We start from the raw sequence: 13,818 nt of genomic DNA on the forward strand, positions 1-13,818 counted from the left end.
TGCCCTCAGGCCGCCGCTTGCCTGCCCAGCCGCTCGCGCAGCAGCCGGCGGTTGAGCTTGCCCACGGCGGTCTTGGGAATCTCCTGGACGAACAGCACGCGCTGCGGCTTCTTGTAGGAAGCCAGCTGCTGCGCCACATGGGCGATGAGGGCCTGGGGCTCGGCCTCATGGCCGGGCCTGAGCACCACCACGGCCGTGACCACCTCCACCCATTTGTCGTGCGGCGTTCCCACCACGGCGCACTCGCACACCGCAGGATGGGTCATGAGCGCGTTCTCCACCTCCAGCGGGTAGATGTTGTAGCCACCGCTGATGATCATGTCGGACTTGCGGTCCTTCAGGTGCAGAAAGCCGCGCTCGTCCAGCACGCCCACGTCGCGCGTGCGCACCCAGCCGTCCGGCGTGAAGGTCTCGGCCGTGAGCTGGGGCGCGCCGTGGTAGCCGGCCACGGCCGAGGGCGCGCGCACGGTGATCTCGCCGGGCTCGCCCGCGGGCACGTCGCGGCCCTGGTCATCGAGCAGGCGCAACTCCACATCGATGCAGGGCTGGCCGCAGGCCGAGCCCATGAGCCCGTCCACATGGTCCTCGGGCCGGAGCACGGCCAGGCACAGCGGCACCTCGGTCTGGCCGTAGTACTGCCAGAAGCGCTGGCGGCCCCAGTGCGCCATGGCACGCTCCAGCACGGCGCGCGGCATGGGCGATGCACCGTAGATCACGTATCGGAGCGCCTGCACATCGGTCGTGGCGAAGTCCGCGTGCTCCAGCAGCATCTGCAGCATGGTGGGCACCAGGTTGATGGCCGTCACGCGCTCGCGCCGCAGCGTGGCCAGGAACTGGCCGGGCTCGAACCCCGGCAGGATCACGGTGCGCGCGCCCCGCAGCCAGAACGGCAGCACGAAGACGCCACTGGCATGGATCATGGATGCCGCATGCAGCATGGCGTCGTCCGGCGTGGCTGGCAGCAGGTTGAGCAGCACATTGCGGCAGATGCCCGCATAGGAGGCCTGGGTGTGCCGGGCGGCCTTGAGCGTGCCCGTGGTACCCGAGGTGAACAGGGTCAGCACCACGTCGTCGGGCGCGACCTCGATCTCGGGCCCGTGGTCGGGCTGCCCCTGGGCCAGCACCAGCAGATCGGCCGCCCCGTCCAACGCCGCACCCAGGCCCAGGCATGCCAGGCCGTGCACCGTGTCACGCAGCTCCTGCGCACGCGGCGCCAGCCCTTCGCCGAAGACCAGGTGCGTGCAGCCGGTCTCCCGCAGCATTGCCGCATGCTCGGCCAGTGAAAGGCGCGCGTTGAGCGGCACGCGGTTGAGCCCGCCTTTGACGCAGGCGAAGTCCAGCGGCACGCTGTACAGGCCGTTGCCCAGCAACAGGGCCACGTGCGCCCCTGCCCCACGCCCGCCCCATGCAGCGCATGCGCCAGCCGGCTGCTGAGCGCATCGACCTCGGCAAAGCTCATGCTCTGCCCGCCATAGGTGATGGCGGTGCGCGTCCCGTGTTGGCGCGCCCCCCGGCGGATCAGTTCCAGATATGTGGGCTGGCGCGCCTGCGCGCCGTCCGGCACGGTGTTCGAATGCATCAACGTCTCCTGCTTGCTCAAGCCTCGAAGCGGCCATGGCGGCCCGCTCCCCCGACAAAACTGGCCGCGCCAGCCTGGCCTTCGGCCACCACCATGGGCGTGCCCCGTGCCCCCTCGTTGCGCAAGGCCTCGACCAGCGGCAGGTCCCATTGCGCATAGGCCGATGCGCGGTCGGCCAGCATGCACTGCTGGGGAAATGCAGCGATCTGCCGCGCCAGCGCCAGCGCCTCGCCCAAGGCCCCCTGGGGCGGTGCCACGCTGTTGACCAGGCCCATGGCCCGGGCCTCGGGTGCAGGAACGGCGCGGCCCGTGAGGATCATGTCCATCGCGCGGCCCATGCCGACAATGCGTGGCAGGCGTACCGTGCCACCGTCGATCAGCGGCACGCCCCAGCGCCGGCAAAAGACCCCGAAGACCGCATCCTCGTCGGCCACGCGCAGGTCGGCCAGCAGGGCCAGCTCCAGCCCGCCCGCCACCGCATAGCCGTTGACCGCCGCGATCAGGGGCTTGGACAGTGCCAGCCGCGTCGGCCCCATGGGCCCCGCACCGCCGCCTTGCGGGTCCAGCTCGTTGCGCAGGTCGGGATCGGATACCACGCCCAGATCCGCGCCCGCGCAGAAATGCCCGCCGGCGCCCGTGAGCACGGCCACGCGCAATGCCGGGTCGCTTTCAAAGCGCTCGAATGCCTGTCGCAACTCCTGCGCCATGGGCCGGTGCACCGCGTTGCGCTTGCCCGGCCGGTTCATGGTGATGACGCATACCGCGCCCTCGACCGCGAAATCCACGAACTCCATGTCTGCCTCCTGAATCGCACTGTCCCGCCCGCGCCGGCTGCCAGGTCCGGGACATGTTGCAATCCATGCTAGGAAGCATTGCAAGGTTTCACAACGATGGACAAGTCATGTAATGTCGTGCCGCCCCGCCCCAGCGGCCCCGACCTGATGCTGGACCTGCTGGTGGCACGCGGCCAGCCGCTGCCGGCATCGGCCCTGCTGCGCGCCGGCGAGCTGCTGGGCCTTGGGGAAACCACGGTGCGCGTCAGCCTCACGCGGCTGGTGGCCCAGGGCAAGATCGCGCGCTGCGGGCGCGGCAGCTACCGGGCGCAGGCCCTGGACCCGTCGCTGTCCCGCACCGTCGATGGCTGGCGCCAGCGCGAGTCTCGGCGCGCGCCCTGGCAGGGCCGCTGGCTGGCCGTGCATGATGCGGCCGTACCGCGTTCGGACAAGACATGCTGGCGGCGTCACCAGCGGGCCCTGGGCCTGCTGGGCTTCGCCGGGCTCGAACAGGGGCTGCGGGTGCGGCCCGACAATCTGGCCGGCGGCCTGCCCGCGCAGCGCGATGAGCTGCGCTCCCTGGGCCTGTCGGGAGCAGCGCTGATGTTCCTGGCACAGGATTTCGACGAGGCCATGCTGGCCCGCGCACGCTCGCTGTGGGATGTGCGTGCGTTGCAATCGGCCCACCGCCACTGGCTGGACATGGTGCAGGCCAGCCATGCGCGCCTGCAAGGCATGCCGCTTGCCTCAGCCGTGCGCGAGTCCCTGCTGCTGGGCCGCCAGGCCATCGCCCACCTGCTGCGCGACCCCCTGCTGCCCGAGGAGCTGATGCCCTCCGCCGCGCGCCAGTCACTGCACCAGGCGCTGCTGGGCTACCAGGACACCGCCCTGGGCCTGTGGCTGCGCTGGCTGGAGCACGGCCGGCCAGACTCCTGAGGTCTTGCCAAACTGCATACACTTGCGGGCTTCGCGCCGGCAGCCGCCGGTGCCTTTGCCCTGTTGCCGATCTCCCATGCAAGCCCTGCTCGACGCCATCGCCCGGATGGAGCCCGCCACCGACGCCCATCGCATCTTCCACGGCCGGGGAGGCCTGTACCCCGGCTGCGAACACCTTGCGCTGGACGCCTTCCCTCCCGTGCTCGTGCTCACCAGCTTTGCGCCGCTGGACGACAGCGCGCTGGCCGCCATCGCCGACGCGCTGGGCCGGCGCTGGAGCGAGATCGCCCCGGGCCAGCCCCTGAACTGGGTCTACCAGCTGCGCCAGAGCGCCGCCCCGGCCGAAACCCGGCTCATGGCCGGCGAGGTGCCCGACCCGCACGTGGTCACCGAGTCCGGTGCCCGCTACCGCGTGCACGTGCTGCGCGGCCAGAACCATGGCCTGTTCCTGGACATGGCCGAAGGCCGGCGCTGGGTGCGCGAGCATGTGGCCGCCCACCCCGAGCACCGCTTCGGCCTCAAGGTGCTCAACCTGTTCGCCTACACCTGTGCCTTCTCGGTGGTGGCGCTGCAGGCCGGTGCCCGCCAGGTGGTGAACATGGACATGGCCCAGGGCGCGCTGGCCACGGGCCAGCAGAACCACCGACTCAACGATCTGTCGGGCGCCGGCTTCCTGGCCCACGACATTTTCAGCAGCTGGGGCAAGATCACGCGCGGCGGCCCCTACCACCTGATCGTGGTGGACCCGCCCAGCTACCAGAAGGGCAGCTTCGTCGCCACCAAGGACTACGCCCGGCTGATGCGCCGCCTGCCAGGCCTGCTACGCCCCGGCGGCCATGTGCTGCTGTGCCTGAACGCGCCCGAGATGGGCACGCGGTTCCTGACCTCGCAGATGCAGGAAGCAGCGCCCGAGCTGGCGTTCGTCGAGCGCGTGGCCAACCCGGCCACTTTCGCCGACATCGATGCCGAGCGCAGCCTCAAGGTGCTGGTCTACAGAGCGCCCGATGTGCCCGATGCGGCCACCTGACCGGCCCTGCCCTTGAGCGTGCTGGCCAGCTGGGCTAGAGCCGCCCCCACTCGCGCAGGCGCCGGTACAGCAGCCCGCGCGAGACGCCCAGCATGCGGGCGGCGCGCGAGATATTCCCCTGGCAGCGGGCCAGTGCCTGCTCGATCAATTCGCGGCTGGCCTCGCCCAGGGAGGATGGCGCCTCGGCTGGCATCCCTGGCGGAGGCCCGGCCGGCGACCCGGACGGCAAGTCCTGATCGGCCAACGGTGGGCCTTCGTCCAGCTGGGCCTGCACCCACAGCGTCAACCCCGTGGGCAACATCTGCGGCCGCGCCTGTCCATGATGGGCCAGCGCCAGCAGCTGCTTCAGCCCCAGGCCGAACACCTCCTCGGCCTCCGGTGCCTGCGCAGGCCGGCGCGGGCTGTCGAACAGTTGTGCGCCCACGCCGTTGAACCAGCACACGCGGCCTTCGCCATCGACGGCGGCCAATCCCTCCAGCGGCGTGCCGAACATGCTCCTGCTGGACTGGAAGCGCAGCAGCAGGTGCATGCGCGCCGCCCCCACCAGCAGCCGGTTTTCGATACTGGTGGCGTACATGTGGGCCATGGCGCCCGCATCGAAGCGGAACGGACCGGCCTCGCTGCTCAAATCCAGCATGGCCACGGTGCGCCCGCTGGCGTCGCGCACGGGCGCGGCCGCGCAGTGCAGCGAAGCCAGGCAGCGGAAGAAATGCTCGCCACCGCGCACATGGCAAACCTCGCCCGTGCGCACCGCCACGCCCGGCGCGCCCGTGCCCACGGCGTCCTCGGCGATGTTCACTCCCACGCGCGCGGCCGACAGCAGCAGCGGCCCGTCGCCCGGCGTGGGGCGCGAGGCGATGAGCACCACGCCCTCGCTGCAGGTCAGCATGGCGCGCGCCTGGCTGCCCGCGATGACCGTCTCCAGCTCTGCGATGGGATCCTTGGCGGCTTCGATCAGCGCGCGGTTGCGTGTCAGCAAGGTGGCCGTGCGGATCTTGCTGACCGGGTCGAAGCTGATCTTCTCGTCGGGGCGGCGGCTGGCGCCCAGGCAGCGCGTCCACGATTGCAGCACGGGCTCGGACACCAGGCCCGAGGGACGCTCGCCACGTTCGAAATAGCGTTCGCGCGCCAGCGCCACCCTGTCCTGCCGCGTGGCATAGAAGGGGTTGGAGGGCAAATGCGCGGGAGGATCCTGGTGCATGACGGAAATCAAGACTGCCGCGATTGTTGTTCCGCCATGGCACAAGACAGCACTAGGGAAATCACCCGTGTTGGAATGGCCTTGTGCGCTCGCTAACCTCGGGCATCTGTCCATGCCCCGCCACGATGCAACGCCACCGACCTCCACCGCCCTCTCTCGCCGCCCGCCATGCCCTGGGCCCCGCCCTGGCCTGCGCGCTGCACGCGCTGTCCGCGCAGGCACAGGACCGCACCCACGAGACCAGCGATGCCATGCTGGCCCCCGTGGTCATCAACGCCAGCCAGGACGGGGCCGCGGCAGGGCCCGACCTCTGGCGCTCCACGGCCGCCATCGACAGCGTGGACGGCGGCCTGCTGCGCGAGGGCCAGATGCAGATCAACCTGTCCGAAGGCCTGGCGCGCGTGCCGGGCATCGTGGTGCTCAACCGCCAGAACTTCGCGCAGGACCTGCAGATCTCGGTGCGCGGCTTCGGGGCGCGCTCGACGTTCGGCGTGCGCGGCCTGCGCCTGTACGTGGACGGAATTCCCGCCGGCGCCCCGGACGGTCAGGGACAGGCCGCCAGCTTCACGCTGGGCAATGCGGCGCACCTCGACGTGGTGCGCGGCCCCGCCGCCGTGCTCTACGGCAACAGCGCGGGCGGCGCCCTGCTGCTGTACACCGAGGATGGCGAGCAGCCCGGCCTGTGGCGCAGCGGCATGGCCGTGGGCCCGGACGGGCTGTGGCGCCTGTCCACCCAGTTGCGCGGCACGCTGGGCGGTGACGCAGCAGCCGGCTCCGCCCCCTGGCGCTACGCCCTGCACATCGAACGCTTCGCCACCGATGGAATGCGCCCCCAGTCGGCCGCCGACCGCAGCACGGCCCACATGAAGCTCTCGCGCCAGCAAGGCGATGACCACTGGCTGCTGCAATACCAGGAACAGCGCCTGAACGCCCAGGACCCCCTGGGCCTGACGCGCGCCGAATTCGAGGCCGACCCGGGCCAGACCACGGCCGCCGCGCTGCGCTTCGATACGCGAAAAAGCGTGCGCCAGCGCCAGCTGGGCGCCGCCTGGCAGCACCGCCTCGACGGCCGGCAGCGCCTGGAACTCATGGCCTATGCCGGCACACGCTCCGTGCTGCAGTACCAGTCCATTCCCGTGGCCACCCAGGCACCCCCATCGCACCCGGGGGGCATCATCGACCTGGACCGCGACTACGCAGGCATGAATCTGCGCTGGCGCCGCACGTACGAGGACGTGGCCGGCGGCACGCTGGACTGGTCGGCGGGCGTGGCCTACGACTGGCAAGGCGAGACGCGGCGCGGCTACGAGAACTTCGTCGGCAGCCAGCTCGGCGTGATGGGCCGTCTGCGCCGCGACGAACGCAACCAGGCACGCTCGGCCGACCCCTATGTGCAGGCCGAATGGCGCACGCAGACCCTGGGCCTGAGCGCCGGCCTGCGCCAGGCGCGCGTGCGCTACCGCTCGGAGGACCATTTCATCGTCACCGGCAATGGTGACGACAGCGGCGCCATGGCCTGGCGCGGCTGGCTGCCCTCGCTGGGCCTGCGCGTGAACCTGTTGCCCGGGCTGGTGGCCCACGCCTCGGTGGGCCGGGGCATGGAGACACCCACGCTCAACGAGACCGCCTACCGGCCCGGCGGACGAAGCGGCCTGAACACCGCCCTGGCGGCCAGCGCCCACAACACGGTCGAGGTCGGCCTGCGCGGGCGCCATGGCCACGCGGGCTGGAACCTCACGCTGTTCGAGACCCACACCCAGCGCGAGCTCACGGTGCTGTCCAACACGGGCGGGCGCGCCACCTACCAGAACGCGGGCCGCACGCTGCGGCGTGGCCTGGAATTCGCGGGCAACGCGCAATGGGGCCCGCTGACCGCCAGCACCGCGCTGACCCTGCTGCAGGCGCGCTACCGCGACGGCTTCCTGACCTGCGACGGCACGCCCTGCACCACGCCCACGGCCCTGGTGGCACCCGGCTCACGCCTGGCAGGCACATCGCCCCGGCGCCTGTGGACCGAGCTGGCCTGGCGCCTGTCCCCCCAATGGACCTGGACCGTGGACATGCTGCACAGCGGCCCCGTGGCCGTGAACGACCGCAACACCGACCGTGCCGCCGGCTATACGGTCTGGGGTTCCAGCCTGCGCTGGTCGCGGCAATGGCAGCAATGGGGCGCGCAGGCCTTCGTGCGGGTCGACAACCTGACGGACCGGCACTACGCGGGCTCGGTCATCGTCAACGAGGGCAACCAGCGCTACTTCGAGCCGGGCGCGGGCCGGGGGCTGTCGGCCGGTGTGACAGTCAGCCGGGCTTTCTGAGGTGAGGTGTGCAACGGACCCTACGGCCACGGGTCCAGAAGGATCGCCGCCAGGATGGCAAGCACCGCCACAGCGATGAGCAGGTCGGGCAAGGCCAGGCCCGGACGGACCCGCTTCACGGCCTGACCCTGATCATGTAGGTGTTCTGGCCAGCGACATCCTGCCGCCGCCCGTCGGCAGGCCCTTGCCAGGCGACGCGGATGCTGCAGCTGCGGGTCATGTCGCTCGCGGCCTGGGAATCCGCCGCCTCGGCGGCGCTGTCCAGGCACTGCACATCCAGCCGTGCCTGGGGCAAGGCCGCCAGAAGGCGGTCGCGCCATGCCCCCAGGTCCGCCACCGCGCGAGCCTGCGCCGTGCAGGCACCGCATTCCGGGGCCGGCGACGGGACGGCCAGATAGTCACAGCCCCGCACACGACCACCGCCCGTGCTGAAGCACGGGGAAATCGCCGTATCGGCCCAGAACCGGCGATTGGCGTGCATGGCCGAAGCCAGGCTGGTGGCGTGCATGACGGCGATGTCGTGCAGGTCCGCATTCCTCGACTGGGCCATGCCCTTGAGTGTCACGAAGGCGGAACCCAGCATGCCCAAGGCCACCACAGTGAATATCAGCAAAATCTCGAAAAGCAGAAAATGCCGTGGTCCGGCCATTGGTTTCGATGTCATTTTCATTCCAGAATATTGAAGAAAACCGCGTCCAACACCCGTGCCATCCATTGCGGCGCATGCCAGCGCATCGGCAATGCCTTCCGGGTCGATGGCACGCCATCGATGTCCATGTCGTCAGTGACAGGCCGGCGACTGACTTCAGCCAGGCAGCGTCGAAATCGCGGAGATGCGAGAGAGTCGGTGGAAAAACCGCATTCCGGAAAGGCCGGCATATCCATGCGAATGGGAGCATTCACCATCACTCCCCGATAAAAAAATAATGGACAAATGGCCTGACTGCCAATATCCCGAGATTAGAGAAATCAACGCGCGTAATCCATAAGAGGATTCTTAAAGCTGCGACCCGTGCGATGCCCGGGCACCGCTGTTCCACGGTGGAACACAACGGCCTGCGGGTAAATCCGAGTGTTGTGACGCGTGGTGGCTTTTTTTATCGTCTTCTCCATGGCGCTCTGCCCGTGCGCGCCATGCACGCAAGAACACCCCACACAGGAGACGAGACAACATGAAGACCCACGTGCTTTCCTCCGCGCTGCTGGCCGCCGGCATGGCGCTGGCCCTGCCAGGCGCGGCATTGGCCCAGGCAGGGCTGCCAAGCAAAGGCTCGCCCGAACACATCCGCGCCGTCACGGCGCGCATCGATTCGCAGAGCATCCTCGACAACGCCCGTACGTCCCGCGACTGGCCCAGCTACGGCATGGACTACAGCGAGACGCGCTTTTCCAAACTCAGGCAGCTGGACACGGCCAATGTGAAGCGGCTGGGCCTGGTCTGGTCGTATGACCTGGAATCCACGCGCGGCGTGGAGTCCACGCCCGTGGTGGTCGATGGAATCATGTACGTCACGGCCAGCTGGAGCGTGGTGCATGCGGTGGACGTGCGCACCGGCAAGCGCCTGTGGAGCTACGACCCCGGCGTGGACCGCGCCAACGGCTTCAAGGGCTGCTGCGACGTGGTCAACCGGGGCGTGGCGGTCTACAAGGGCAAGGTGTTCGTGGGCGCCTTCGACGGCCGCCTGGTGGCGCTGGACGCGGCCACGGGCCAGAAGGTCTGGGAGCAGGACACCATCGTCGACCGCGCCTTCTCGTACACCATCACGGGCGCGCCGCGCGTCATCAAGGGCAAGGTGGTGATCGGCAACGGCGGCGCCGAGTACGGCGTGCGCGGCTATGTCACGGCCTATGACGCCGAGACCGGCGCGCAGCAATGGCGCTGGTTCACCGTGCCCGGCGACCCGTCCAAGCCCTTCGAGAACGAAGCCATGGCCCGCGCTGCCAAGACCTGGGACCCGGCCGGCAAGTGGTGGGAGGCCGGGGGCGGCGGCACGGCCTGGGACACCATGGCCTACGACCCCGAGCTGAACCTGATGTACATCGGCACGGGCAACGGCTCGCCCTGGGCCCAGTCCAAGCGCAGCCCGGCCGGTGGCGACAACCTGTACCTGGCCAGCATCGTGGCGCTGAACCCCGACACGGGCGAGTACGTCTGGCACTACCAGGAGACGCCGGGCGACAGCTGGGACTTCACCTCCACCCAGCCCATGGTGCTGGCCGACATCAAGGTGGGCGGCAAGCCGCGCAAGGTCATCCTGCATGCGCCCAAGAACGGCTTTTTCTTCGTGATCGACCGCACGAATGGCCAGTTCATCTCGGCCAAGAACTTCGTCGACGTGAACTGGGCCAGCGGCTACGACGCCAAGGGCCGGCCCATCGAGACGCCGATTGCGCGCAGCGGCGACCGCGCCCGAGACGTGATCCCCAGCCCCTTTGGCGCGCACAACTGGCATTCCATGTCCTACAGCCCCGACACAGGCCTGGCCTACCTGCCGGCCCAGCATGTGCCGCTGACCCTGCAGGACAACAAGAACTGGAAGTTCAACGGCGGCTCCCTGCCCGAGCCGCACAGCAACATCGGCTGGAACACGGCCACGCTGATCAACATGGAGCCGCCCAAGAGCACGCCCTTCGGCCGCCTGATCGCCTGGGACCCGGTGGCACAGAAGGAGCGCTGGCGCGTCGAGCATGCCTCGCCCTGGAACGGCGGCACGCTGGCCACGGCGGGCAACCTGGTGTTCCAGGGCACGGCCGACGGCCGCTTCGTGGCCTATGACGCGCGCAACGGCAAGAAGCTCTGGGAAAAGCCCACGGGCACGGGCGTGGTGGCCGCACCCATCACCTATGAGGTCGATGGCCGGCAGTACGTCTCCATCGCCGTGGGCTGGGGCGGCGTCTACGGCCTGGCTGCGCGCCACACCGAGCGCAAGGGCCCGGGCACGGTCTACACCTTCGCGCTGGACGGCAAGGCCGAGGCGCCTGCCTTCGTCGCCTACCAGCAGGGCAAGCTGCTGCAGGGCGTGCCCTACGACAAGAGCCTGGTGGCCGAAGGCACGGCCCTGTACGTGAGCAACTGCGCCTTCTGCCACGGCGTGCCCGGCGTGGACCGGGGCGGCAACCTGCCCAACCTCGGCTACCTGGACAAGGCCTATATCGAACACCTGGACAAGTTCATCTTCAAGGGCCCGGCCATGGCGCGCGGCATGCCGGACTTCACGGGCAAGCTGAGCATGGACGACGTCGAGAAGATCAAGGCCTTCATCCAGGGCACGGCCGACGCGGTGCGACCCAAGTAAACAGCCCTCCCTCCTTCCCCAACCTCCCATTCCCTCCCCGGCCCTGCTGTCCTGCAGCAGGCCTGGGCAGGGCTTTGCCTGAAAACACCGGACAGGACACCCCGCAATGCCATCCCCATCCCACCGACGCGCATCCCCGGCCCTGGCGGCCATGGCCCTGTGCTGCGCCGTCAACGCCCATGCCGTCGACATCGACGCCGGCGACTACACCGCCCTGCCCCCGGGCACCACGCTGGGCATGGTCTATTACCAGCACGCCACGCGGGACAGCCTCTATGCCAATGGCGAGCAGGCGCCCATACGGCCGAGGCTGACCTCGGACATCGGCATAGCGCGCGGCGTGCACTTCATGAAGCTGGGCGACTATGTGATCGACCCGCAGTTCCTGCTGCCCTTCGGGCGCCTGTCGGCCTCGCGCGACATTGCGGCCATGGGCAGCAATACCGGCGTGGGCGACCTGATGCTGGCCGCCACCCTGTGGCTGACAAAGCCCGGCGACAAGGAGCACTTCGGCATCACTCCCTTCGTCTGGCTGCCCACGGGCCAGTACCACCGCAACGACCCGCTGAGCCTGGGCGAGAACCGCTGGAAGGCCGCACTGCAGGCCGGCTGGATCAAGCCGCTGGGCAAGAGCGTGACCATGGACCTGGCGGCCGATGTCACCGTCTTCGGCAAGAACGACGACTTCGGCGCCCACAGCGCCACGCTCAAGCAAAAGGCGCAGTTCCAGTTCCAGGGCCTGCTGCGCTACCACCTGTCGGATACCTCGGACCTGCGCCTGGGCTTGTCGCACCTGACGGGCGGCGAGACCAGGGTCAACGGCGTGGCGCAAGGCGACCGCCAGTCCACCACCAAGGTCTCGTTCGGCGGCGCGGTCTTCGTCGCGCCCAGGACGCAGCTGCTGGCCACCGTGGGCCGCGACCTGCATGTGCGCCAGGGCTTCAAGGAGAACGCCCGCATCAACCTGCGACTGCTGCAGGTTTTCTGAATCCCAAGCCCCTTCCTCCTCTCCACCACCAAGGAACGAACCATGAACCTCAGCGACATCCAGCACCAGATCAGCGAGCGCGCCAGCGCCTTCCTCAACCGGGGCACGCACGACCTCTTCATCGACGGCCAGTGGGTGGCCGCGCAAAGCGGCCAGCGCCTGCCCACCGTCAACCCCGCCACCGAGGCCGTGATCGCCGAGGTCGCCAGTGCCGGCCCCGCCGATGTGGACCGGGCCGTGCGCGCTGCCCACCGCGCGCTGCACCAGGGCCCCTGGGGCCGCATGCGCCCCATGGAGCGCGAACGGCTGATGCTGCGGCTGGCCGACCTCATGGAGCAGCACGCCCAGGCCCTGGCCGAGGTCGAATCGCTGGACAACGGCAAGTCCGCCGCCATCGCGGGCGCCGTGGACATTGCCATGGCCATCGCCTCCATCCGCTACATGGCGGGCTGGGCCACCAAGATCGAGGGCATGACGCACGAGCACTCCATCCCCCTCGCTCCGGAGGCCCGGATGTTCACCTACACCCGGCGCGAACCCGTGGGCGTGGTCGCGGCCGTCGTGCCCTGGAACTTCCCCCTGCTCATGGCCACCTGGAAGCTCGCGCCCGCGCTGGCCGCAGGCTGCACCCTGGTGCTCAAGCCCGCCGAGCAGACCCCGCTGACCGCGCTGATGCTGGCCGAGCTGATCCAGGAGGCCGGCTTTCCGCCCGGCGTGTTCAACGTGGTCACGGGCGACGGCCCCGGCACGGGCGCGCCCCTGGTCTCGCACCCGCTGGTCAACAAGGTCAGCTTCACGGGCTCGACCGAGGTCGGCAAGCGCATCGGCCACGCCTGCATGGACAACATGACGCGCATCACGCTGGAGCTGGGAGGCAAGTCCCCGGTCATCGTGCTCGACGACTGCGACCCGGCCACGGCGGCTGCCGGCGCGGCCAACGCCATCTTCTTCAACCACGGCCAGGTCTGCTGCGCAGGCTCTCGCCTGTACGTGCACAAGACAATGTTCGACCGCGTGGTCGCCGACGTGGCCGACCAGGCCGGCAAGCTCACGCTGGGCCACGGCCTGGACCCCCGCGCCCAGATGGGCCCGCTGGTCTCGCAGGAGCAGATGGAGCGCGTCTGCGGCTACATCGACATCGGCCGCAGCCAGGGCGCCGAGGTGCTGGTGGGCGGTGGCCGCGCGGGCCAGCGCGGCTACTTCGTGCAGCCCACGGTGATGACCGGCGTGCAGCACGACCACCGCGTGGCGCGCGAGGAAATCTTCGGCCCCGTGCTCGTGGCCATGCCCTATGACGACCTGGACGAGGTCGCCGCCTGGGCCAACGACACGCCCTACGGCCTGGGCGCCAGCATCTGGTCCAACAACCTGTCCAAGGTCCACCGCCTGATCCCCAAGATCCAGTCCGGCACGGTCTGGGTCAACTGCCACAGCACGCTGGACCCGGGCATGCCCTTCGGCGGCTACAAGCAATCCGGCATGGGCCGCGACATGGGCCGCACGGCGCTGGATGCGTACCTGGAGACCAAGTCGGTGTTCATCAACCTGTAAGGGCCGGGCCGCTGGACTGCAGTTTTTTTACATGCCGGCGGCCTGCGCTGTTCTGACGGCGCAGATTCAGACGACTCCGATCTCCATTCGCCGCAGAACCTTGCACACTCCCTCGCTTTCCATGCCGCCCGGGCTGCGGCGCACCAAAAGAG

Annotated in this window: 11 protein-coding genes; 6 read left to right on the forward strand and 5 right to left on the reverse strand. The window is 69.5% G+C overall.

Annotation, left to right across the window (positions count from 1 at the left end):
• Positions 1–5 precede the first annotated feature (5 nt).
• Both L1Z78_RS16000 and L1Z78_RS16005 read right to left on the reverse strand, forming a co-directional pair.
• Positions 6–1,379, reverse strand: a complete 1,374-nt coding sequence (locus L1Z78_RS16000; RefSeq protein ID WP_234637382.1) for an AMP-binding protein — start codon at positions 1,377–1,379, stop codon at positions 6–8.
• A gap of 217 nt (positions 1,380–1,596) precedes the next feature.
• The gene (locus L1Z78_RS16005) at positions 1,597–2,373 is read right to left on the reverse strand and encodes a crotonase/enoyl-CoA hydratase family protein (protein ID WP_234637383.1); all 777 of its coding nucleotides are present in this window, start codon (positions 2,371–2,373) and stop codon (positions 1,597–1,599) included.
• 96 nt (positions 2,374–2,469) lie between these two features.
• On the opposite strand from L1Z78_RS16005, the gene L1Z78_RS16010 reads away from it, so the two are divergent.
• Positions 2,470–3,288 carry a PaaX family transcriptional regulator C-terminal domain-containing protein gene (locus tag L1Z78_RS16010; RefSeq protein WP_234637384.1) on the forward strand — a complete coding sequence of 273 codons (819 nt, stop codon included), beginning with the start codon at positions 2,470–2,472 and terminating at the stop codon, positions 3,286–3,288.
• Between the two features lie 76 nt (positions 3,289–3,364).
• Complete coding sequence (locus L1Z78_RS16015; RefSeq protein WP_234637385.1) at positions 3,365–4,315, forward strand: class I SAM-dependent methyltransferase; 951 nt, start codon at positions 3,365–3,367, stop codon at positions 4,313–4,315.
• A 34-nt stretch (positions 4,316–4,349) separates the two neighbouring features.
• Here L1Z78_RS16015 and L1Z78_RS16020 read toward each other — a convergent pair whose 3' ends face one another.
• On the reverse strand, positions 4,350–5,516 hold the full coding sequence (locus tag L1Z78_RS16020) for a helix-turn-helix domain-containing protein (protein ID WP_234637386.1): 1,167 nt from the start codon (positions 5,514–5,516) through the stop codon (positions 4,350–4,352).
• Between the two features lie 125 nt (positions 5,517–5,641).
• On the opposite strand from L1Z78_RS16020, the gene L1Z78_RS16025 reads away from it, so the two are divergent.
• Positions 5,642–7,831, forward strand: coding sequence for a TonB-dependent receptor family protein (locus L1Z78_RS16025; protein WP_234637387.1), 2,190 nt, complete (start codon positions 5,642–5,644; stop codon positions 7,829–7,831).
• Positions 7,832–7,946: 115 nt separating this feature from the next.
• Here the strand turns inward: L1Z78_RS16025 and L1Z78_RS16030 are convergent, their stop codons facing one another.
• Together L1Z78_RS16030 and L1Z78_RS16035 are read right to left on the reverse strand one after the other, a co-directional pair.
• A complete protein-coding gene (locus tag L1Z78_RS16030; RefSeq protein WP_234637388.1) occupies positions 7,947–8,414 on the reverse strand; it encodes a hypothetical protein in 468 nt (155 codons plus the stop codon).
• Between the two features lie 83 nt (positions 8,415–8,497).
• Complete coding sequence (locus L1Z78_RS16035; RefSeq protein ID WP_234637389.1) at positions 8,498–8,737, reverse strand: hypothetical protein; 240 nt, start codon at positions 8,735–8,737, stop codon at positions 8,498–8,500.
• Between the two features lie 266 nt (positions 8,738–9,003).
• Here L1Z78_RS16035 and L1Z78_RS16040 point away from each other — a divergent pair, with 266 nt between their 5' ends.
• From L1Z78_RS16040 to L1Z78_RS16050, 3 genes are all read left to right on the forward strand, one after another.
• Positions 9,004–11,127 carry a PQQ-dependent dehydrogenase, methanol/ethanol family gene (locus L1Z78_RS16040; protein WP_234637390.1) on the forward strand — a complete coding sequence of 708 codons (2,124 nt, stop codon included), beginning with the start codon at positions 9,004–9,006 and terminating at the stop codon, positions 11,125–11,127.
• Positions 11,128–11,233: 106 nt separating this feature from the next.
• Positions 11,234–12,115, forward strand: coding sequence for a transporter (locus tag L1Z78_RS16045; protein WP_234637391.1), 882 nt, complete (start codon positions 11,234–11,236; stop codon positions 12,113–12,115).
• Positions 12,116–12,157: 42 nt separating this feature from the next.
• Positions 12,158–13,666 (forward strand): aldehyde dehydrogenase family protein, encoded by a 1,509-nt coding sequence (locus L1Z78_RS16050; protein WP_234637392.1) that lies wholly within the window; start codon positions 12,158–12,160, stop codon positions 13,664–13,666.
• The last annotated feature ends 152 nt before the right edge of the window (positions 13,667–13,818 follow it).

This window comes from Delftia tsuruhatensis, assembly GCF_903815225.1.
GTDB classification, from domain to species: Bacteria; Pseudomonadota; Gammaproteobacteria; order Burkholderiales; family Burkholderiaceae_C; genus Comamonas; species Comamonas tsuruhatensis_A.